Origin of the sequence: Halomonas sp. DN3, assembly GCF_024137905.1 — a bacterium.
GTDB classification, from domain to species: domain Bacteria; phylum Pseudomonadota; class Gammaproteobacteria; order Pseudomonadales; family Halomonadaceae; genus Halomonas; species Halomonas litopenaei.
The window spans coordinates 1937445-1958511 of record NZ_CP099965.1; the positions used below are offsets into that span (position 1 = coordinate 1937445).

The window sequence follows — 21067 nt, forward strand, 5'->3', positions numbered from 1 at the left end:
CCCCGGCAACGGGGTCTGACAACAAGAAAAATGGAGGAGGGAGGATGGCCGGGGGGCCATCCTCTGCTCCAGAAAGATGCAGCAGAGTCGCTGTCATGGAGTCCCGTGCCGGCAGGGAGCTGGCCCTGCGCGGACCGTCCCCCCCTGAACCTTGGTCCGCGCAGTTCTTTTTCTTGCCATCAACGAGCCGAGTGGTCCAACTCGGCCCTCGTCATCTTCTTCTGCTTGATCCCAGTACTTGATCCTACTGTTTGATCCCTCTGTTTGATCCCTCTGGGGGGCCCCTTCCTGGAACTGGCAGTTTGCACGTGTGCATATCGCCATTGCATCAGTGGTTTGGTGATTGCTCTTCAGTTATTGCACTTCACCTATTCCTCACGCATTGCCCGAGCGAGCATGTCGCCATTGCATCAGCGGTTTGGTGATCGCTCTTCAGCTATTGCACTTCAGCTATTCCTCACGCATGGCCCGGGCTAGCATATCGTTGATCGGTTTGGTGATATAGCTGGCGAAGCTTCTCTCCCCGGTAAGGATCATCACCTCTGCCGGCATGCCTGCGACAAGACGCATGTTATCGGTCAGCTGGGATTTGCCCAGGTCGGTCACGCCGACGCGGACCTTGTAGTAGCGCTGGCGGGTGGCTTCGTCCTCGAAGCTGTCGGCGCTGACGCGGACCACCTCGCCGTCGATGACATTGGACAGGCGCTGGTTGAAGGCGCTGAAGCGGATTTCAGCCGACTGGCCGGGGTAGAGGTGATCCACATCGTGGTTGGGGACGCGGGCCTCGATCACGAAGCCGTCGCCGGCCGGGACAAGGTCAAGCAGCGGGTCGCCACCACGTACCACGGCGCCCAGGGTGTGCACCTGCAGGTCCACCACGGTACCCGCCACAGGGGCCGTGATTCGCGTGCGCGCGAGGGTGTCATTGAGGGCGACCAGGCGCTCTTCGGCGTCGGCGACCTCGGCCTGGACCTGACGTAGCGCCTCGCCGACCTGCTGTTGAAATTCCTGCAGGCGAATCTGCTTGTTCAGGGTGTTTTCACTGATCTGGGCGCGCAGTCTGGCAATTTCCGAGGCATGCCCCGCGTTGTCACTCTGGTACTCCAGGCTCTCGCGTTCCAGCTCGCGCAGACGCTGGCTGCTGATCATGCCGTCACGAAATAGCTTGCGGTGGTTGGCGACCTCACCCTCCAGCGAGTCGATGCGTCGCTGGGTGATCGAGCGGGTTTCCCCCAGGCCGGTGATTTGCTCTTCCAGTTGAAGAATCTGCTGGTCAAGCGCGGCCAGCGTATCGTCCAGCGATTGCCGGCGTACCTCGAACAGCCGTCGCTGCACGCCCAGCACCTCCTGAACCCGCGAATTGCTGGACGCGATCAGTTCCTGTGGAAAGACCAGGCTGTCGCTGTCGGCCTGTTCCGCCAGCAATCTCACCTCACTGGCCCGAGTGATCAGGTACTCGGTCTCGGCGATACGCTGTTGCGCCATCGCCTGGGTGTCGTCCAGCACGATCAGTGGGTCGCCGGCTTCCACGTGGTCGCCGTCCTCGACCAGCACGTCGGCGACGATGCCGCCTTCCAGGTGCTGGATCGTCTTGGTGAAGCTCTCCACCGAGACCGAACCGGGGGCGACCACCGACACCGCCAGGTGAGCGGTGACCGACCAGACTCCGAAGCCACCGAAGGCCACCAGCAGGATGGCAAAGCCCCAACGGCGATAGGGCCGAAGGTCCACCGGTACGCGATCCTCGGTACCAGCGGCGGCCGAGCTCGAGTCGATGGCGGGGGGCTTGAAGGATGCCGAGGCAGAGGCTTGAGCGTTCATCGTGGAGTCCTCGAGCTGGGAGATGATGCAAGGTCGGACGGGGGGCGCGGCGAAGAAGATGTACCGGCACCGGCGACTTGCTTCACAACCCGCGCCGAGGGCACGGCGCCCTTGAGCCGAATCCCGCCGGCCGGGGAGGGAGGGGCCAGGGACGTCACTCTACCGTCGTCGAGGACCATTACCCGGTCGACCTGGGCCAGCAGGCGCTGGCGATGGGTGATGACCAGGGTAGTGGTGGTGAGCCGGCGCAGGCGTACCAGGGTTTCCACCAGGGCTCGTTCACCGCTCTCGTCCAGGTTGGCGTCGGGCTCGTCCAGCACCACCAGCGATGGCTCTCCGTACAGGGCTCTGGCCAGGCCAATGCGCTGACGCTGGCCGGCCGACAGACCCGTGCCGCCGTGTCCGATGGTGGTGTCGTAGCCTTCGTCGAGCTTGAGGATCAACTCATGGACGCCGGCCAGGCGGGCCGCCTTGAGCACTGCCTCGGCGTCGACCGGGCCGAAGCGGGCGATGTTTTCGGCGATGCTGCCGGCCAGCAGTTCCACGTCCTGGGGCAGATAGCCCAGGTGGGGCCCCAGGGCACTGCGTTCCCAGCGCTGGATATCGGCGCCATCGAGGCGCACGCAACCGTCGAGACTCGGCCAGATGCCCAGGGCGACCCGTGCCAGGGTCGATTTTCCCGAGGCACTCGGGCCGACGATGGCGAGTTGCTCGCCAGCTTTCAGATCGACGCTGATCGCGTTGAGTGTGGCGACGGTCGCTCCGGGCGGGCCTGCGCAGACTTGCTGGAGCGAAAGCTGGCCCGTCGGCGCGGGCAGCGGCATCGGCGGTGGTGGCGCTTCGCTGGCGATGAGCTGGCCCAGGCGTTCGTGCGCACTGCGGGCGGCGATAAAGCTCTTCCAGCCATTGATCAGCAGGTCGATGGGCGCCAGGGCCCGTCCCAGCAGGATCGAACCGGCGATCATCATCCCCGGCGTCAACTCCGCCTTCAACACCAGCCAGGCCCCCAGGCCGAGGATCAGCGACTGGGACAGCAGCCTCAGCATCTTGGAAAGGTGGGTCAGCACGCCTGAACGATCGCTGGCCCGGGATTGCAGCGCGAGGGAGTCACGGTGCTGCGACTGCCAGCGTCGCTTTACGCTCTCCAGCATGCCCATGGCATGGAGCACCTCGGCGTTGCGCAAGTTGGCGGCGGTTTCATCGCGGCTGGCGACCTGGTGGGCGCCAGCCTGCTTCAGTAGTCCCCGGGTGCAGGCCTCGTTGATCGCGGCGAGAGTCAGCAGAAGAATGCCGGCGGCCAGGGCAAAGAGCCCGTAGAGCGGATGAAACAGGGTCAGGACCCCTAGATAGATAGGGATCCATGGTGTGTCGAAGAAGGCCAGCAGGGCGGGGCCCGAGACGAACTGGCGCAGCGTGGTCAGATCATCCAGCGCCTGGGTCGAGGTGGCACCGGGACGGTGCAGGGCCTGATCGTAGATAGCCTGATGGACCGCCGGCTGGAGCCGTTCGTCCAGGGCATTGCCGATGCGCACCAGCAGTCGGGAGCGAACCCACTCGAGTGCCCCCATGACGGCGAACAGGAACACGACCACCAGCGTCAGCATGACGAGGGTCTCGACGCTGCGGCTGGTCAGCACTCGGTCGTAGACCTGCAGCATGTAAAGCGACGGTACCAGCATCAACAGATTGATGAACAGGCTGAACAGCCCGACGTCGAAGAGGCCGCGCCGGCAGCGAAGCATCGCCTCCCGAACGTTGTAACGGGTGGGGGTCATGTAAAGGCGTCTCGTTTTCTGGGTTTGCGGCGAATTTCTGATGGAGCGGACACGCGGAATCAACAGCGACGTCTATCGTAAATGGTGCACATTGGTGTGCAGGGCTGAGTGCTTGGTGTCCGAATTATGATGAGGTGAAGTATGAAGTTGGCGGGGCGTGAGAGGCCAGAGAGAAGTTCGCCGAAACGACTTTTTTGTAGCTTACAGAAGCATGTGATTTGGCAAAAAAAGTGAAAAAATGAATCAAAATATGTTGTGTTTTGATGGCCTATTTTTGCATGGCGTTTCGCCTTTTTTTACATCATGGATAAGGAGGTCTAGTGAAGTCATTGTTTTTAAAAGATGAGGGTTCGTTGTCCTAAATGTCGTATCCATAAAAGCTATATGGCAAGTTTATGAATGCTTGATCGTGATGAGGTAGTTAGGTCGAAAAAATTTCCTGTTTTCCTATGATGTTGTGAGATATTGGCTATTTGTTTCCGAATGTAAAAAGGTTTTCATGCTGCATGACATTCCGAAAATCTTTGGAGTTACCATGAGCAGCAAAGAAGAGGTGGTCAGTTCTGTCGTGGGTAGAGTCGCCCAGGCGTTGGCTGTGCCATCGGATACCGGTCTGCTGGTATGGCAGGCAGAGGTAGGCACCATCATCGATCTGGACAGTGGATCCCAGAAGGCCGTGACGGAGGTGATATCCGGGGACAACGCCAGGCCGGGCGCCATCGACAATGCCTACGTGGATCTTGGCCGGGATCCCGGCGATGGTGTCCAGTATGACGTTAGTGTCGAGACGGCAGGCAGTTACCAATTGACCCTGCGTTACGCCAACGGCAGCAACACTGATCGTCCGCTGGCGCTTCAGGTGGATGGCGGCGTCACGACCTCGGTGAGCTTTCCCGGCACCGGTGGCTGGAGCAGTTGGCAGGAGGTAACGGTCGAGATCGAGCTCGAACCCGGGACACACCAGCTGTCGCTGTCGATCCCGACGGCTGACCAGGGCGGTGTGGGGCAGGGTCCCAATCTGGATCAGTTGACACTGCTGATGCTGGAAGACGAGCCAGAACCAGAACCTGGCGCGGGCGTGCAGTCCTTCGAGGCCGAGTCCTTCACGATCGATGACAAGGAGTCTGATCCGAATCGTCCGGCGGACACTGCCGCACTGGTCGAAAGTGACGGCATCGATGCACTCCGGCCTGGCTACAGCGGTGAAGGTTACCTCGATCTGGGTAACGACATCGGTGACGCCGGGGTGTTCCAGCTGACCGTGGAGGAGAGCGGGACCTTCCGTCTGGATGCGCGCTATGCCAACGGGGGCAGTGCAGATCGACCCATGGCGCTCTACATCGACGGTGTCAGGGTGGGCGAGTACCAGTTCACTTCCACTGGTGCCGGCAACGATGGCTGGGATCGCTGGCGCGAAGAGTCGCTCAAGATCGACCTGGAAGCAGGGACGCACACGGTGCGCCTGGAGAACATCGGCAAGGGCGGTCCCAACCTTGACGTGGTCAAGCTGTCTCCGATCATCGTCGAGCCGGGCGATAGAGAGACTTTCAAGATCAACTTTCAGCCACAAAGCGCCGATGTCCCTGACGGCTACGTCGCTGATACCGGCCAGGCCTTTGGTGACCAGTCGGTGGTGGTGGATGGCAAGACCTACCGCTATGGCTGGGTGACCGAGGAAAGCATCGCCGACGGTACCGAGAATGGTACCAACCCGTTGTCACTGGTCAGCCAGGGGGCTTTCACTCTTGTCGATCGCTCCAGCCGCTTCGTCGGCCTGGACCCGCGTCAGGCCAGCTTCGCCCAGATGACCAGTGATCGAGATGGCTTCGTGGATGCCGGCTGGGAGATTGAGCTGGAGTCGGGCTTCTATGAAGTGACGCTGTCGGTGGGTGACGTGTCCGGCACCTATGACTCCTTCTACAGTGTCAATGCCGAGGGTAGCGCCTTCAATGATGCCTTCGAGCCAGGCCGTCCCAGTGATTTTCCCATCGATGCCAGCGCGACCAACGATACCGAGGGGCTACGCTCTGACCTGGTCACGCGAGTGGTGGAGGTCACCGATGGTCGCCTGACACTGGATGCGCTCGGCGTCGACAGCAAAAACGTCAAGCTGCAGTACCTGGAGATCCGTCCTCTGCCGGATCTGACGCCTGAAGATGAGCTGCCGGCGAGCGCCGACTATGCACAGTTTGTCGACGCAAGGGCCATTGCCGGGGTCGGTGCCAATACCGTCGAAGTGGACCTGGACAGTGAGGATGGGAGCCTGCCCACGGGAGTCGATCCCACCTCCGATATCTTCGTCGGGGTTCAGGTGGTCGAGGGCCGAGGCGGCACGCTTCTGGAAAGCCTTAGCGATGGTTCGGTGCGACTGTTCGAGACCGTCACCGGCATCGAAGTGGCCTTCGATATCAACACCACCGGTGGTTTTGATTCGCTGACGCTTTCTCCCAAGGAAACGCTCAAGCCCTTTACCAGCTACAGCCTGGTGATCGATGGCTTCCAGGATCGTGGCGACAACAGCGACAGCAACTTGCCGACCCGCGAGTTTCTTAAGTACACCAATACCTTTGTCACCGGGCCGGAGCCGAATATCTTGCCCAGCGATGTGGCCTTCGAAGGCACGGTGGAACTGGATGGTGCCGTCGACGGTGCCTTTGGCTTCACCTCCCTGGAGGTCAGCGCCGAGGGTGATGCGCTGTACGTGGTCAGCATGGGTGGCCAGATCGTGCGCTATGCACTGGACCCGGAAGATGGCTCGCTAGGGGCCAGTGAGGTCCTGACGCTGGCGCTTGACCCGTTCATGGAGCCTGACGCCGACGCCTTCAACAATCGACGTGGCATCATCGGTATCGCCGTGGATCCGGCCGATCCTCAGGTGTTGTGGGTCACCGATAACTATCCGATACCGCTATCCGGACGCGACAGCTCGGTCCCGGACTTCAGTGGACGCCTGTTGAAGATCACCCTGGACGAGGGGGGCGGCTTCAGCGGCAGTGCCGAGGTCTATCTGAGCGGGCTTCCCCGTTCGGTGGCGGATCACGTCACCAACAGCCTCGAGTTTCGCGAGAATCCGGCGTTCGATGCTGACACTTCGCCGAATGAGCCGTCTCATCTGCTGTACCTGACTCAGGGCTCCAACACCGCCATGGGTGATGACGACAGTGCCTGGGGCAACCGGCCCGAACGCCTGCTGGCCGGTGCCGTGCTGGAGGTGGATCCATCCCGGACCCCGCCGGAGGGCGGCTTTGACGTCACCACCGAGCCGCTGCCGGACGACCAGACACGCTTTGTGGATGATGACAATGATCTGAAGAACGATCCCATCCCCATGGGCGATGGGCGCTTTCTGGTGTTTGACGAAAATGGCGTCGCCAGCGTTCAGGACGCCGATGGCGTTGTGCTGGAGACCTTCTACGATCCTTACGTCGATGACGCCGTGGTCAAGGTCTTCGCCACCGGTATTCGCAATGCCTATGACCTGGTCTGGCACTCCAACGGCTACCTGTATACACCGACCAATGGATCAGCGGCGGGCGGGGCTGTGCCGGACGATCCTTCAACGCTGATCGACGAGTCGCTGACCAATGTGGTCAAGCAGGACGACTACCTGTTCAAGGTCGAGCAGGGCGGCTACTACGGGCATGGCAATCCGCTGCATGACGAGTTCATCCTCAACGGCGGCAACCCGACCCGCCTTGAAGACATCAATGAGGTGACGTCCTATGCTCCGGGAATTCAGCCAGATCCCAACTACCGCATCGACGATGCCTACTCCCTGGGGGAGAACCGCTCCGCCAATGGCGTGACCGAATACGTCAGCGATACCTTCGGTGACGCCTTCAAGGGCAGTCTGCTGTTTACCGAGTATTCCGGGGGGGACGATGTTCGCTGGATCACGGTGAATGCCGAGGGCAAGGTCATCGGTGACGATGTCCTGAGAGATGCAGAGGGGCGGGTCATTACCTACACCGATCCCCTGGATATCATCGAAAACCCGGCCACTGGACGCCTGTACCTGGTCACCCTCAACCGACTGACCGGAGAAAGTCAGCTGGTTCGCCTGGATCCGGTCGAGCCGACGTCGACCGGGGGGGGCACTGACATGACGCGGGTACTGGCCACCATCCAGGCCGAGGACAACACCCCGGATGATGGTACCAGCGCCACCATCAGCGAGGGCGGTGGTGCCGAGATCATCATCCGTGAAGGGATCGCCAGCGAAGTTCCTGGACTGCAACCAGGCAGCTTCGGCAACGACGGCAACCTGGACGACAACGATGGCGTCGGTGGCGGATACGCCGATTTCGGCAAGAATGCCGAGGACGCCGTCACCTTCGGATTCACCGTAGAAGCCGGCGATGGCGGCGATACCGTGCTGCGGGTTCGCTACGCCAACGGTGGCTTTTCGGATCGACCGCTGGAAGTCTTCATCAATGGACAGAGCGTCGGCGTCGCCGACTTCCCGCCGGCGCCGGATAGCCTCGAGGGCTCCGATCGCTGGCGTTTCTGGATGACGCAGGATATCGAGGTGAATCTCGATCCAGGCGAGGTCGAGGTGCGTCTGCAGTCGGTATCACAGGCCGGGCCGAATGTGGATCAACTGGAAGTGATTCACGAGCCTTCACCTGGCTTCGAGATCTACGAAGCCGAGGGCGCTCTGCTCAACGGGGCCAGGGTGGTCGAGGTGGCCGATGATCGCAACGTGTCCGAGAATGCCTACGTCGATTACAAGGGGTCGGAGGATCAGACCATCACCTGGTCGATTCGTGTCGAGGAAGCGGGAAGCTATGAAATCGGTTTCCGCTACCACCTGTCCGATACCAAGTCGGATCGTCCCCTGGCCTTCGGCATCAATGGTGTTACGCAGCCCAATCTGAGATTTGAAGGGCTCAGCGAAAACAACTCGGACTGGGTGTATCAGAATGTTGTGGTCAGTCTGAAGGCAGGCATCAATACCCTGGTGTTGACGGCCCCGGAAGCGGTCGGCCCGAATATCGATCTGTTGTGGGTGCCGGATCAATCGCTCGAAGCCATCAGAGCCTCCATCCTTGGCCCTGCCGACGCCACCGAGGGCACACGCATCGAGCTCGAGGAAGGTATCTCTGCACTCAGCGTCGATCCGCGCAGCGCGGACTTCTTCTTCGAGGTCGACACCAAGGGGCTCTATCGCCTCGATCTTGCGGCGAATGCCGGTGTGCTTCGCGGGGAGGATCTGGCGCTCAGTCTGAATGGCAAGCCATTGACCCTGTTGACATTCCCCGGAGCAGGAACGGCGGGTGAAGAGTCCTACTACGTGGAGCTGGAGCCCGGGACCGAATACCGTCTGCACATGGTCTCCGATGATCTGGGCAGTCAGCGCATCGACTACCTGGACGTGACACCGATTTCCGTTGCTTCCGACGCCGAGGCTCGGCTGGAGAGTGGTGACGTCAACTACTTCAGCGATCGCCTGCTATTCAACTATCTGGAAGAAAACGATTTTGGTGGCCCGGATAGGGACTTCAAGGAAGGCGCCAAGGCGGTCATATCCAATGATGGCAGCGACCCCTTGACGATTCTTGATGTCTCATTGGACGGCCCTTTCGTGCTCGCCGACGCAGGGGCCCTGAAGGGGACGATACTGGCGCCTGGGGAGTCGCTCGAAATCGACGTGTTGTTTGATCGAGCGAGTTATCGTCCACCCGCCACTAACGCCGATGACGGCAGCTTCTTCGGGAGCCTGCGGCTGGTGACCAACGACGCCGATTCCCCGGTTCAGGAGTTGACACTGGCAGGGTTCTGGCAGGCCCAGGATGAGGGAGGCTGGGAGCCGACCGTCGACGAGGTGTGGAATGTCGCGGGGTTCGGCAACCGTATTGGCGGCATCCCGACGGACGGTGGCGCCAGGGGTTCGGCCTTCGACGACTTCGGTTTCTACCGGGCAGTCAGCGAGGAGGAAGTGCTGTCGCGCTACTGGACCCTGGCCGACGGGGTCGATGAAGCTCGCGTGGTGCAGACCGTTGCCCTCCACGGTGCTGGTGTCTCGGCCTTTGGTCTTCACGCCTTCAAGAACACCTCCCAGGATATCAAGTTGATCCGGCACGCGGAGGATCAGAACCAGTCGTTCCTGCCGATCACGCTGGAGGGCAATCAGCCGGAGGGAACCTTCACGCGTGATGATATTCCCAATAATTGGGGAGGCAATGATCTGTTTGGCCTCGAGGTGGCCACCCTGTCCACCGATCCATCGTTGAACCCTCCTGGCAGGGGCAAACCTCCGGCTGATGCTCCGGATCTGGAGCGTGGCTACTACGTTCGTGTGTTCAAGGCGCTGGACGATGAAGGCAACGAGATCGCTGATACGTATCTGGTGCTTCAGGACTATTCCGGTTCCAACCTCGACTACAACGACAACATGTTCGTCATCGAGGGTATCAAGCCGATGTACGAAGGCAACGGGGTTCCGCCGGAGGAAACCGACCAGGTGGTGCCATCGTCGCGCTTCACCGTGGCCGCCGAGCAGGGCGATTCCGCTCAGGAAGTGCCCGAGGTCGTCGATCCGCTGGATCTGCAGGGCCTGCCCCAGCAGCAACCCGACGAGCTGTTCTGACAGGCTTGCGACTGTCAACCTCGTGAATGCCGCTCCCCCGGGAGCGGCATTTTTCTGGGCGCCGGATTCAGACAATAGTTGTCGCTGTTGGCAGACGCCGGGTGTTGCAAGACGTCCACAGCGGTGAAAAGGCGACGTTTGCGTTAGTCTGGTGTCAATTTGAACGCAAGGAGTCATGCATATGCGAACCGCTGGACGGATTGTTTTCCTGGCGATGGCCGTGTTGATGGTGGGCTGCAGCTATGACCCCGCACGGGTCTCGCCGGAGCCGCTGATCATCATCGACGACGATCACCGCGACCATCGAGATCATGACGGTGGCGACTTCTGTCCGCCGGGACAGGCCAAGAAGGGTCGTTGCTGAAGGTGGCCGGAAAGTGCGCATGAAGACAGTGAGTACAGCAGTACTTTTACTCGTGCTGATGGGACTTGCGGGATGCAGTTACGATCCCGCACGGGTCAGTGCAGAGCCCTTGATCGTCGTCGACGACCATCGTGACCGCGACTACCACCGTGATGACGGCTGGCATGATCGCGATTGGGACCATGACCGCCATCGCCACGATGATCACGATCATGACCATGATCGCTATTACGACGACCACGATCGGCGTGGCGACTTCTGTCCGCCAGGACAGGCCAAGAAGGGCCGCTGTTGAGAAGACGCCGAGTCTGACAACGGCCGCCATGCCACCGCCACAAGGAGGCCCAGGCGACAAGCGTTGAGGTCGCGTGAAGCCGGGCGTTCGTCCCGGCTTGTCAGGTTGTTCGGTGAGCGGCATGGTAGAGGTATCTTCTTCAGGCGAGGCGATCGTGAGCCGGATCGATCTCAGGACCAAGACCCTGGCCAACGAGCACGTATCCCACGTGCACGGCTACCACCAGTTGATTCTGCCCACCTGCGGCAGTACCGAACTGTCCCTCGAGGGGCGTGAGCAACGGGTCACCGCCGAACGTGGTTGCCTGATTCCAGGCAACTGCCATCACGACTACCTGGGAGACGGCAACAATCGTACCTTCGTGCTCGACGTGCCGGTGGTCTTCGGGCTGCCGGACGTCGACGTGGCCCGCCTATTCGAGCGACCGCGTTTCTTCGCGGTGCCCCCCGATCTGCAGCGACTTGCCGACAGCCTGATGCGGCAACTGGATCAATTCCCCACCCTGGGCAACGATATCGCAGCGCTTCTGTTACGCGCGCTCTATCTCCATCTGGAGGCTTCCAGCGAAACCTGTGCTCCTGCACGATCGACGGGCGTCAGCGGTCGGCTCGATCTGCGTCTGCTGGACGACTGGATCGATAGGCACCTGGCCAGCGACATTCGCGTGGATGACCTGGCGTCCTTGTGCGCGCTCAGCCCCGGTCACTTCCACGCCAGCTTTCGCCAGGCCACCGGGGTGACGCCGCAGGCCTATGTTCGCCGACGCCGGTTGAGCCACGCCCAGGCGCTGATCCGTCACAGCGAGCTGCCGCTGGGGCAGATTGGGGCGCTGGTGGGCTTTCGTGACCAGGGCAGTTTTTCCCGAGCCTATCGCAGGGTTCATGGGGTGGCGCCTTCGCGGGAGCGCACAGATCCATAGGCTTTGATGAAAAGTGCCTGCGCTCGGTAATACGGCGTTAAAAACCGGATCAAGGTGCTCATTTACACCTCGTAAACTGCGCTCTCTCACCGATTTTTGCCTTGTCTAACCATCGCTCGCCGACTTTTCAAACAATGCCTGGACAGCGATTCAGCCTCTCTCCGCTCTCGCGCTCAGCCACCTGTCACTTTTCTCCTCTCTTGCCGATCCGCTGGTCGCTCTGGCCACTGGGGCTTTTGCCTTGCGCCTGTCGATCTCCTCTCGTCGCGGTGACGTTGTGGCCGACGACACGGTTTGCCTGAGTTCCGGGCAAGGTTTTCGTAGTCTCGGGCAAGTTGACGATGGGTTTCGCGCATAGCCTGAAAAGGAGTCACTCGGCGCCGGCCTCGATTCGGCGCCATCAACAATGACAACAACCATGACAACAACCGGAGTTACCGATGTCTTCGACCTCCCTTCCTGCCTCCGCCCGCACTGACGACCACATTTCGGCTGACCGCCGCTCGCACGACAACCACGAGGTCGGCGCCCGGCGTGGCCGTGGCCAACGGGCCAGACAGCGGCGACGAGCGCCGATGCTGGCGCTCGCAGCGTTGCCGCTGGCGCTGATGGCGTCCCAGGCGCAGGCTCAGTCCTACGAGATGGCCATCGCTACCCTGATCCCCGAGAACCTGACCAACAACGCTATCTATCCTGCCCTGGTCCACTTCAAGGAGTTGGTGGAAAGTCGCACCGAAGGCGACGTCACCGTCAGCATCTTCGGTGGCGGCCAGATGGGCTCCGAAGTCGAGACCGGCTCCCAGGTCCAGGCCGGTGGCAGGGCGCTGCAGTCCGCCATTCTGACCTCCGGCGCGATGTCGTCGTTCTACCCCGAGTATCAGGCGGTGACGGCCCCCTTCCTGTTCGATGACTGGCGCCAGGCCTGGGCCTTCTTCGATGGCGAGTGGTTTGCCGACTTCATGCAGGGCGCCATCGAACAGGCGGACATGCGCTATCTGGGGACCTTCGATGATGGTGGCGGCTTTGTTGCCTTCACCAACAACGAGCGGCTGATCAAGACCGTCGATGACCTCGAGGGGCTCAACATCCGCACCGAGGAAAATCCGGCCCACGTCGCCACCATGGAGGCGCTGGGTGCCTCCGCAACACCGCTGCCGTGGGGCGAGCTGATCACCGCGCTGGAGACCGGACTCGCCGACGGTCAGTTCAACGCGCCGGTGATCAACACCACCTTCGGCCTGGATGAGGTGACCGACTACACCACCCTGACCGGGCACGTGTACAACAGCGCCAGCTGGATGGTCAGTGAGAGCTGGTTTCAGGAGCTGCCAGAGGAGCACCAGCGGGTCATCACCAACGCCGCCCGGGAGGCGGTCAGCCTGAGCCATGGCGCTTCCGGCATGCTGGCGACCGCCAGCTGGCAGACGTCCTGCGAGATCTTCGAGGAGTGCTACCTGATGCCGGCAGAAGAGCGCCAGCGCATGGCCGAGGTGGCGCGTCCGGCCTGGAAGAGCTGGATCGTCGACGACTTCGGGCTCGACGCCGCCTTGATCGACGACCTGCTGGCCGAGGTCGATGGCCTGCGCCAGTCGCTGCCGCAAGAGGCCTACAGCCGCTACGGCCAGTGATTGTCGCGGCGGGGCGGCCAGGCCGCCCCGCCAGTGCCCACCGCCTTGCCCGAGTTCTCCTGTCATGTCATCACTGCGATCTCTTCAGGCCTGGCTCCAGCGCCTGAGCGACGGCGTCAATCGCCTCGCCATCGTGTTCTGCGTCGGCTGTGTCCTGGCCATGCTGGGTATTTCGTTCACCGGGTTTCTGTACACCCTGTTTACCGGCGGCGCGCTCAGCTGGACCTATTCCCTGGCCCGCCTTTTCCTGCCGTGGATCGGGCTCATCTCCTCGACCATCGCGCTGCATTCCGGCGAGCACGTGGCCATGACACTGCTGGTCAAGCTGCTGCCGCGCCCACTGGTGGTGCTGGCAGCCGGCGCGACCCTGGCCGTCATCGGCGCGCTGGCGGTGTTGATGATGTTCTACGGCTGGGACTTCTTCTCCAACGCCCGCCAGAGCTACATGGTGTCCGACAGTATTCAGATTTCCTACAAGTGGACCACCTTCGCGGTGCCGCTGACCGGCGCCATCATCGCACTGCATCTGGTGCACGGCTTTGCACTGCTCGAGCACTTCATCGACAGCGACGCGGTGATCGAGCAGGCGATTCATTCCAATGACAATGGCGCCGGCAGCAACGCCGAGCAGGCGGTCGACAGCCGTGTCGAATCCTCCGATCCCTCTTCACCACAAGGCGACGCTGTCGCCCGTGAGCCACGCTCATGACCGCCGCGATTCTGGCCTTTATCCTGGTGTTGGCGATCGGCGCCCCGGTCGCCGTGGTCATGGCGATCTCGGGAGTTGCCGGGGTCTATGAGCTGGGCGGCGAGCGCCTGGTGGGGATCATCGCCGATCGCATGTTCTCCGGTGTCTCCGGCTACATGCTGATCGCCGTGCCGTACTTCATCTTTACCGCCGAGTTGATGAACCAGGGCGGGCTGACCCAGAAGCTGATCGCCTTCAACAATGCGCTGTTCGGTCGGGTGAGGGGGGCGCTGTCTCACGTCAACGTGACGGTGTCGCTGTTCTTCGCCGGGCTGACCGGGGCCGCCATCACCGATACCGTGGCGATCGGCAAGATCATGATTCCGGAGATGAAGAAGCAGGGCTACGACGCCGAATACGCGGCGGCGATCACCGCCTGTTCCTCGATCATCGGGCCGATCATTCCCCCAAGCGTGGTGATGGTGGTGTACGCCACCCTGCTGCGGGACGTCTCGGTCATCGACCTGTTTGCCGGAGGCATCGTGCCGGGCATTCTGATGACCGTGGCGCTGCTGGCCACCAGCATCGTGCTGGCCTGGCGGCGGGGCTACCCCAAGCAGGCGCCGACGCCGCTGAAGATGGCTCTGCTGGCATTCTTCTCGGCGCTGCCGGCCATGCTGGTGCCATTGATCATCCTCGGCGGGATACTCTCGGGCATGACCACCATCACCGAAGCTTCAGGCTTTGCCGCAGTGTACGCGATCCTGATCGGCATGCTGTTCTATCGCAACCTGACCCTGGCCAAGGTGGCCCAGGCGCTCGTGACCACGGTCAAGTTTTCCGGTGTCGTGTTCTTTCTGCTGGCGACCTCGGCGGTGCTCGGCTGGTTTGTCACCCGCTCTGGCGTCGCCCGGGAGGCGGCGAGCCTGATCACCTCCCTGAGCGATGTCGCCTTCGTGCAGATCTTGCTGGTGTGCCTGTTGCTGATCGTCATCGGCACGGTCATGGATGTACTGCCGGCGCTAGTGGTCATCGGCCCTGTGGTGGTGCCGGCGATGGTCAGCCTGGGTTTCGATCCACTGCACTTCGCCATCGTCATGATCGTCACCCTCAACATCGCCAACGTCACGCCACCGGTGGGCATGACGCTGATGACGGCGGCAAGAATCGCCCAGGTCCCCTACGAAAAGGCGATCCTGGCGTCGCTGCCGTTTTATACAGCCTTTATCCTGGTAGTGGTGTTGCTGGCGGGTTTTCCGGCACTATCGACATGGATCCCCTCGCTGCTCGACTGATGTGAGCAGTGACGGAGCGTCATCACCGGAGACAGATGCAGATGAAACTTTTCTACCATCCTGACCAGGAACGTCACGCGCCGCCTCAGTTCCTGAAGCGTGGAGCCCTTACCGATTCCCCCGAAGGGCCCCGCCGGGCGGAGCTTCTGAGCGAAGGCCTGGCCGAGGTCGGCCTGGCCCTGACAGCGCCGGCCGAGGTCGACAGTCCCACGCTCAGGGAGCGTCTCAAGGAGATCCACAGCGAGCGCTACCTGGATTTTCTCGAGACCATCCATGCCCGCTGGCAGGCGTTGCCGGACGCCACCGAATTCGTGGCACCGAACGTCCACCCCTGCGGCGGCGGCAAGCACTACCCGCGCCATCCGGTGGGGCAGGTGGGCTGGCACATGCACGACATGGCCTGTCCGATGACCGAGACCAGCTTTCAGGGCATCCTGGCCAGTGCCGCTACCGCCCAGGCCGCCGCCGAAAGCATCGTCGCCGGCGGCGGCACCGCCTACGCTCTGTGTCGTCCGCCGGGGCACCACGCCGGTCCCGATCGTGCCGGGGGCTTCTGTTTTCTGAACAACGCCGCCCTGGCGGCCACGGTGCTGCGCGAGCATGTGTCCCAGGTGGCGATCCTCGACATCGACCTCCACCACGGTAACGGCACCCAGGACATCTTCTACGACCGTGGCGACGTCTGGACAGGATCGCTGCACGTCGATCCCAGCGACTTCTATCCCTACTATTGGGGCGGTGCCGGCGAGACAGGCATCGGTCCTGGACTCGGCGCCAACCTCAATGTGCCGCTGGCACTGGGCAGCGGTATCGAGGCCTTTCAGGCCGGTCTCGATGAGCTGCTCGACGCCATGGCGAGCTTCAGCCCGGACGCGCTGGTCGTGGCGCTGGGACTCGATGCCCACAAGGACGACCCGCTGGCGGGGCTGACGCTTGAAACCCCGGACTTCGTCGCCATCGGTCGCCAGATCGGTGAGCTGGGCCTGCCCACCGTGCTGGTGCAGGAGGGCGGCTATCCGACCGCGGCCTTGAGCCATAACCTGGCCGCCTTCCTGCGCGGATTCAACGACGCCTGACCATAGCTTGATAAAGCCTGATACAGCCCAATACAGCTCAATACATAGCCCAACGATTATCCCGCGGATGATCTCCCACAAGGAAAACACCATGAGCCCGACCCTTCACGACAGCAACGACCGCATGAGCCAGATCGCCGTGCACAATGGCACCGTCTACCTCTCCGGCCAGGTACCGGCTGACGCCAGCCAAGGCATGCGCGGCCAGACCGAGCAGGTGCTGGCGCGAATCGACGAACTGCTGGCCAAGGCCGGGACCTCCAAGGATCGACTGATCTCGGCCCAGGTGTGGGTTACCGACATGGCCGAATTTGACGAGATGAATGCCGCCTGGGACGCCTGGGTCAGCCCCGGACGTCCACCGGTACGTGCCGCGGTGGAAGCGTGCCTGGCCCGGCCGGAGTGGAAGGTCGAGATCATGGTGGTGGCCGCCTTGCCCCAGGCCTGAGGTCGCCCATGAGCCACAGCAAGACGACCGGTTTCTATTGGCACGAGCGCTGCTTCTGGCACGAGCAGGGGGCGATCGGGGTGTTCTCGGCGCCAGGGCCCTGGCTGCAGCCCCAGCCAGCCTCGGAGAGCCCGGAGAGCAAGCGCCGTCTCAAGAACCTGCTGGAGGTCAGCGGGCTGATCGACGAGCTTGAGGTGGTGAAGCCGCCGGCGGCCGGCCGCGAGGACCTGCAGCGCTTCCACACGAAAGACTACCTTGATGCGCTGGAGGCGGGTGATGCGGGCCTGGGTGGCGATGCCGGCGAGGCCGCGCCCTATCGCCCGGGCAGTCTGGCCAGCGCCCGGCAGTCCGCCGGGCTTGCCATCGCAGCGGTGGAGGCGGTGGCCCGTGGCACCCACGCCAGCGCCTATGCGCTGTGCCGTCCACCGGGGCACCACGCCGAAGCCGATCGCGGTCGCGGCTTCTGCCTGCTCGGCAACATTCCAGTGGCGGTGATGCGAGCGAAAGCGCTGGGGCTGGTGCGGCGGGTGGCGATCCTCGACTGGGACGTGCACCACGGCAACGGCCAGCAGAGTGCCTTCTGGGACGACCCCGAGGTGATGACGGTATCGCTGCACCAGGCCGGCAACTATCCGCTCGAGACCGGCGGCTTCGACGAGCAGGGCGGTGAGGGCGCGTCGGGGTCCTGCCTCAACCTGCCGTTGCCGCCGGGCTCGGGGCTTGGCGCCTATGACTATGCGTTCGAGCGCCTGGTGTTGCCGGCCATCGAGGCCTTCGCGCCGGATCTGATCGTGGTGGCCTGTGGCTATGACGCCTGCGCCAAGGACCCGCTGGGCAAGATGCTGCTCAATAGCGATGCCTTCGGGCGCATGGCCCAGTCGGTCAAGGCGCTGGCTCAGCGATGTTGTGAAGGGCGCCTGGTGGTCGTCCACGAAGGCGGCTACTCGGAAGGCTATGTCCCGCTGTGTGGCCACGCCGTGATTCAGGCGCTGGCCGACAGCGACATCGTCGTGGATGACCCACAGAACGACGAGATCGCCGCCTGGGGCTATCAGACACTGCAGCCCCATCAGCGCGAACTGATCGACGGCTGGCGACGCGACTGGCCTGGGCAGATCACCAAGGCCCGCGACGACAGCCAGGCTGAAGAGGCTATCGCCAGCGGCGGTGGCAGGGACAGCGACGCAAACAGGAGCAGGGACAGGGAGCCAGGCTCATGAGTGGATTGCACCAGCGCGACGGCTGGATCTGGAAGAACGGCGAATGGCTGCCCTGGCGGGAGGCCACGACCCATCTGCTGACCCACTCGCTGCACTATGGCATGGGTTGCTTCGAGGGGGTGCGCGCCTATCGTGACGACAACGGCAATGCCCGGCTGTTTCGGGTCCACGAGCATACCCGACGCCTGCTGGACAGCGCCCATATCCTCGACCTCGAGGTGCCCTGGAGCCATGAAGAGCTGATCGAGGCACAGAGCCAGTGCCTGGTCCGCAATGGGCTGACCGATGCCTACCTCAAGCCCACCGTGTTTCTCGGTCCCGAGGGCCTTGGGCTGCGCGCCAAGGCGTTGAGCTGTCAGATGATGGTGGTGGCCTGGGACCTGGGACCCTACGTCAGCGCCGAGACCGCTGCCGTCGGGCTCAGGGCCCTGACCTCGTCCTGGGCGCGCCATCACGTCAATATCAGCGCCTGTCGGGCCAAGACCAGCGGCCACTATGTCAACAGCATGCTGGCATTGAATACGGCGGTGAAGGCGGGCTTTGACGAGGCGATCATGCTTGACGCCGAAGGCTACGTGGCCGAGGCCAGCGCGGCCAATGTCTTTCTCTATCGAGACGGGGTGTTGCACACCCCGGAGGTCACCTCCTGCCTGCAGGGGATCACCCGGGACAGCGTGATCCGATTGGCGCGTGAGGTGTTGGGCGTGGAGGTGCAGGAGCGCCGCATTACCCGCGATGAGCTGTACATCGCCGACGAGGCCTTTGTCACCGGCACCGCCGCCGAGATACTGCCGTTGCGGGAGCTCGATGGTCGCCATATCGGCGCCCGCGCCGGGGCACCCGGGATCGCTGAGCCGATAGCCGTCGATAGCCTTACGGCACGACTGCAGCGCCTGTATCGCGACGTCTGTCGAGGTCGGTTGTCGCCGGCGACCAATGGAGATCGCCATGATCTGGCGCGCTACGCCGACTGGCTGAGCCTGGTCCCGACGGATAGCGAAGTGGATATCGACACAGACAGCGATACGGACAGCGACTAGGTCGGTTTACACAACCAGGCGGCTGCACGATGGCCACAAAGAAAGGCGCCACGACCCTTGAGTCGTGGCGCAGCTAGCCGTCTTTCCTCCCTGGGGCAGCTTCCCTGTGCCCGTGTTGCTCCCTTGGCGCTTCCCGCGCCGTCGCCTCCGTGACGCTCGAGGGGCAGTGTCCCTTGCCCGGTGTCGCCTGAACACAGAGGTAGTATCGACCAGGCGTGTGTCAGTCAGATAACCGCCTCATGACCCTTTGGTGACATCCCGGCCACAGGACTTTTCTGGTACCATTCGCGCCGCCTGTTACCGGCGAAATGCCCAGGCGCCGTCGCGTACGGCAGTCGAGGCCGTCTCGCCAGGCACCAGGCTCGGCACGAAAAGCCGGCGAGCGCCGGTGCTTTTCCGACAAGCCTTGATTGCGCAAACCCTCTCTCGAACATAAACCTGGATTCGTCTATGAACGCTGTAATCCTTGCCGTGCTGGTGATGGTGGGACTGTCGCTGGCGCGGGTCTCCGTGGTGCTGGCCCTGGTGGTAGGGGCGCTGGTGGGCGGCTTGGCCGGTGGTCTGTCCATCGAGGACACCCTGGCGGCCTTCAACGACGGTGTCGGTGGCGGTGCCAAGGTGGCGCTGGCCTACGCCACCCTCGGGGCCTTCGCCGTGGCGATCTCTCGCTCGGGCCTGCCGGACCTGCTGGCACGCCGCCTGATCACTCTGCTGGGGCAGGAGTCCAGCGCGTCCCGTCAGGCCACGGTCAAGTACCTGCTGATCGGTAGCGTGCTGCTGGTGGCGATCTCCTCCCAGAACCTGATCCCGGTCCACATCGCCTTTATCCCGATCCTGATTCCGCCGCTGCTCAAGGTGATGAATCAGCTCAGGATGGACCGCCGCGCGGTCGCCTGTACCCTGACCTTCGGCCTGACCGCGCCCTACATGTTGCTGCCGGTAGGCTTCGGGGCGATCTTCCTCAACGACATCCTGCTGGCCAACATCAACGAGGCTGGCGCCGCACTGGGCCTCGAGATCGACCGCGCCATGGTCCCCATGGCCATGGGGGTGCCGGTCGCCGGCATGTTCCTCGGGCTTCTGGTGGCGGTGTTCCTGTCCTACCGCAAGCCTCGGGTCTATGACGAGGTGGAGCTTGGCAATACCCCGGCCCACGGCCAAGGCCACGACCACAGCGAGATCGAGGAGCCTCACACCCTGGGCCTGATCATGTCGGTGGTAGCGATCGTCGCTGCGCTCGGCATCCAGCTCTATACCGGCTCGATGATCCTGGGTGGCCTGGTGGGCTTTTCGCTGTTGTCCATGGGCGGCATCTTCCGCTGGCGCGAAGCCGATGATCTGTTCACCAGCGGCATGCGCATGATGGCCCTGATCGGCTTCATCATGATCTCGGCCTCCGGCTTTGCTGCCGTGATGACCGCCACCGGCGAGATCGAGACCCTGGTCAGCGCCAGCGTCGAGGTCATCGGCGACAACCGTGGCCTGGCGGCGCTCTTGATGCTTCTGGTGGGGCTGTTCATCACCCTGGGCATCGGCTCGTCGTTTTCGACCATCCCGATCATCGCCGCCATCTTCGTTCCGCTGGCGGTGCAGTTCGGCTTCTCCGATCTGGCGACGGTGGCCCTGGTCGGCACCGCCGCCGCCCTGGGTGACGCCGGCTCCCCGGCGTCGGACTCCACTCTCGGGCCGACCTCCGGCCTCAACGTGGATCGTCAGCATGATCACATCTGGGACAGCGTGGTGCCGACCTTCGTGCACTACAACATTCCGTTGATCGGCTTTGGCTGGCTGGCGGCGATGACGCTGTGATCGCCCGCCGGAAAGCCCAGACGCCCGCGCTATTCGCGCGGGCGTTTTTTTGTGCGCCAGGCCCGGCCCGAACACCGACGTGTGAGCCACTGGAATAGTG

The 21067-nt window shown here is 62.8% G+C and carries 14 protein-coding genes; 12 read left to right on the top strand and 2 right to left on the bottom strand.

What is annotated here, in order from left to right; all coding sequences use genetic code 11:
• Nucleotides 1–450: 450 nt before the first annotated feature.
• The gene (locus tag NKF27_RS08565) at nucleotides 451–1821 is read right to left on the bottom strand and encodes an HlyD family type I secretion periplasmic adaptor subunit (RefSeq protein WP_253556073.1); all 1371 of its coding nucleotides are present in this window, start codon (nucleotides 1819–1821) and stop codon (nucleotides 451–453) included.
• Nucleotides 1818–3596 carry a type I secretion system permease/ATPase gene (locus tag NKF27_RS08570; protein WP_253556074.1) on the bottom strand — a complete coding sequence of 593 codons (1779 nt, stop codon included), beginning with the start codon at nucleotides 3594–3596 and terminating at the stop codon, nucleotides 1818–1820. Before NKF27_RS08570 ends, NKF27_RS08565 begins: the two co-directional genes overlap by 4 nt.
• 535 nt (nucleotides 3597–4131) lie before the next feature.
• Between NKF27_RS08570 and NKF27_RS08575 the strand changes: the two genes are divergently transcribed.
• The 12 genes from NKF27_RS08575 to NKF27_RS08630 all read left to right on the top strand — a co-directional run bounded on the left by NKF27_RS08575 (nucleotide 4132) and on the right by NKF27_RS08630 (nucleotide 20967).
• Entirely contained in the window at nucleotides 4132–10185 is a 6054-nt protein-coding gene (locus NKF27_RS08575) for a carbohydrate-binding protein (protein WP_253556076.1), read from the top strand.
• Between the two features lie 181 nt (nucleotides 10186–10366).
• Nucleotides 10367–10549, top strand: a complete 183-nt coding sequence (locus tag NKF27_RS08580) for a hypothetical protein (protein ID WP_253556078.1) — start codon at nucleotides 10367–10369, stop codon at nucleotides 10547–10549.
• 19 nt (nucleotides 10550–10568) lie between these two features.
• Complete coding sequence (locus tag NKF27_RS08585; protein WP_253556079.1) at nucleotides 10569–10844, top strand: hypothetical protein; 276 nt, start codon at nucleotides 10569–10571, stop codon at nucleotides 10842–10844.
• Nucleotides 10845–10998: 154 nt separating this feature from the next.
• Complete coding sequence (locus tag NKF27_RS08590) at nucleotides 10999–11763, top strand: AraC family transcriptional regulator (RefSeq protein WP_253556080.1); 765 nt, start codon at nucleotides 10999–11001, stop codon at nucleotides 11761–11763.
• Nucleotides 11764–12338: 575 nt separating this feature from the next.
• Nucleotides 12339–13391 (top strand): TRAP transporter substrate-binding protein DctP, encoded by a 1053-nt coding sequence (gene dctP / locus NKF27_RS08595; RefSeq protein ID WP_045994863.1) that lies wholly within the window; start codon nucleotides 12339–12341, stop codon nucleotides 13389–13391.
• Nucleotides 13392–13455: 64 nt separating this feature from the next.
• Entirely contained in the window at nucleotides 13456–14100 is a 645-nt protein-coding gene (locus tag NKF27_RS08600) for a TRAP transporter small permease (RefSeq protein WP_249742965.1), read from the top strand.
• The gene (locus tag NKF27_RS08605) at nucleotides 14097–15374 is read left to right on the top strand and encodes a TRAP transporter large permease (RefSeq protein WP_108132764.1); all 1278 of its coding nucleotides are present in this window, start codon (nucleotides 14097–14099) and stop codon (nucleotides 15372–15374) included. The genes NKF27_RS08600 and NKF27_RS08605 overlap by 4 nt, the downstream gene beginning before the upstream one ends.
• Nucleotides 15375–15415: 41 nt before the next feature.
• Nucleotides 15416–16450, top strand: a complete 1035-nt coding sequence (locus NKF27_RS08610) for a histone deacetylase family protein (RefSeq protein WP_045994862.1) — start codon at nucleotides 15416–15418, stop codon at nucleotides 16448–16450.
• Nucleotides 16451–16541: 91 nt separating this feature from the next.
• Nucleotides 16542–16898 (top strand): RidA family protein, encoded by a 357-nt coding sequence (locus NKF27_RS08615; RefSeq protein WP_253556081.1) that lies wholly within the window; start codon nucleotides 16542–16544, stop codon nucleotides 16896–16898.
• Between the two features lie 8 nt (nucleotides 16899–16906).
• The gene (locus NKF27_RS08620; RefSeq protein WP_253556082.1) at nucleotides 16907–18118 is read left to right on the top strand and encodes a class II histone deacetylase; all 1212 of its coding nucleotides are present in this window, start codon (nucleotides 16907–16909) and stop codon (nucleotides 18116–18118) included.
• Nucleotides 18115–19158: a branched-chain amino acid transaminase gene (locus tag NKF27_RS08625; protein ID WP_253556083.1), complete on the top strand. Its 1044-nt coding sequence runs from the start codon at nucleotides 18115–18117 to the stop codon at nucleotides 19156–19158. Before NKF27_RS08620 ends, NKF27_RS08625 begins: the two co-directional genes overlap by 4 nt.
• A 450-nt stretch (nucleotides 19159–19608) precedes the next feature.
• The gene (locus NKF27_RS08630; RefSeq protein ID WP_253556084.1) at nucleotides 19609–20967 is read left to right on the top strand and encodes a Na+/H+ antiporter family protein; all 1359 of its coding nucleotides are present in this window, start codon (nucleotides 19609–19611) and stop codon (nucleotides 20965–20967) included.
• Nucleotides 20968–21067: the final 100 nt, after the last annotated feature.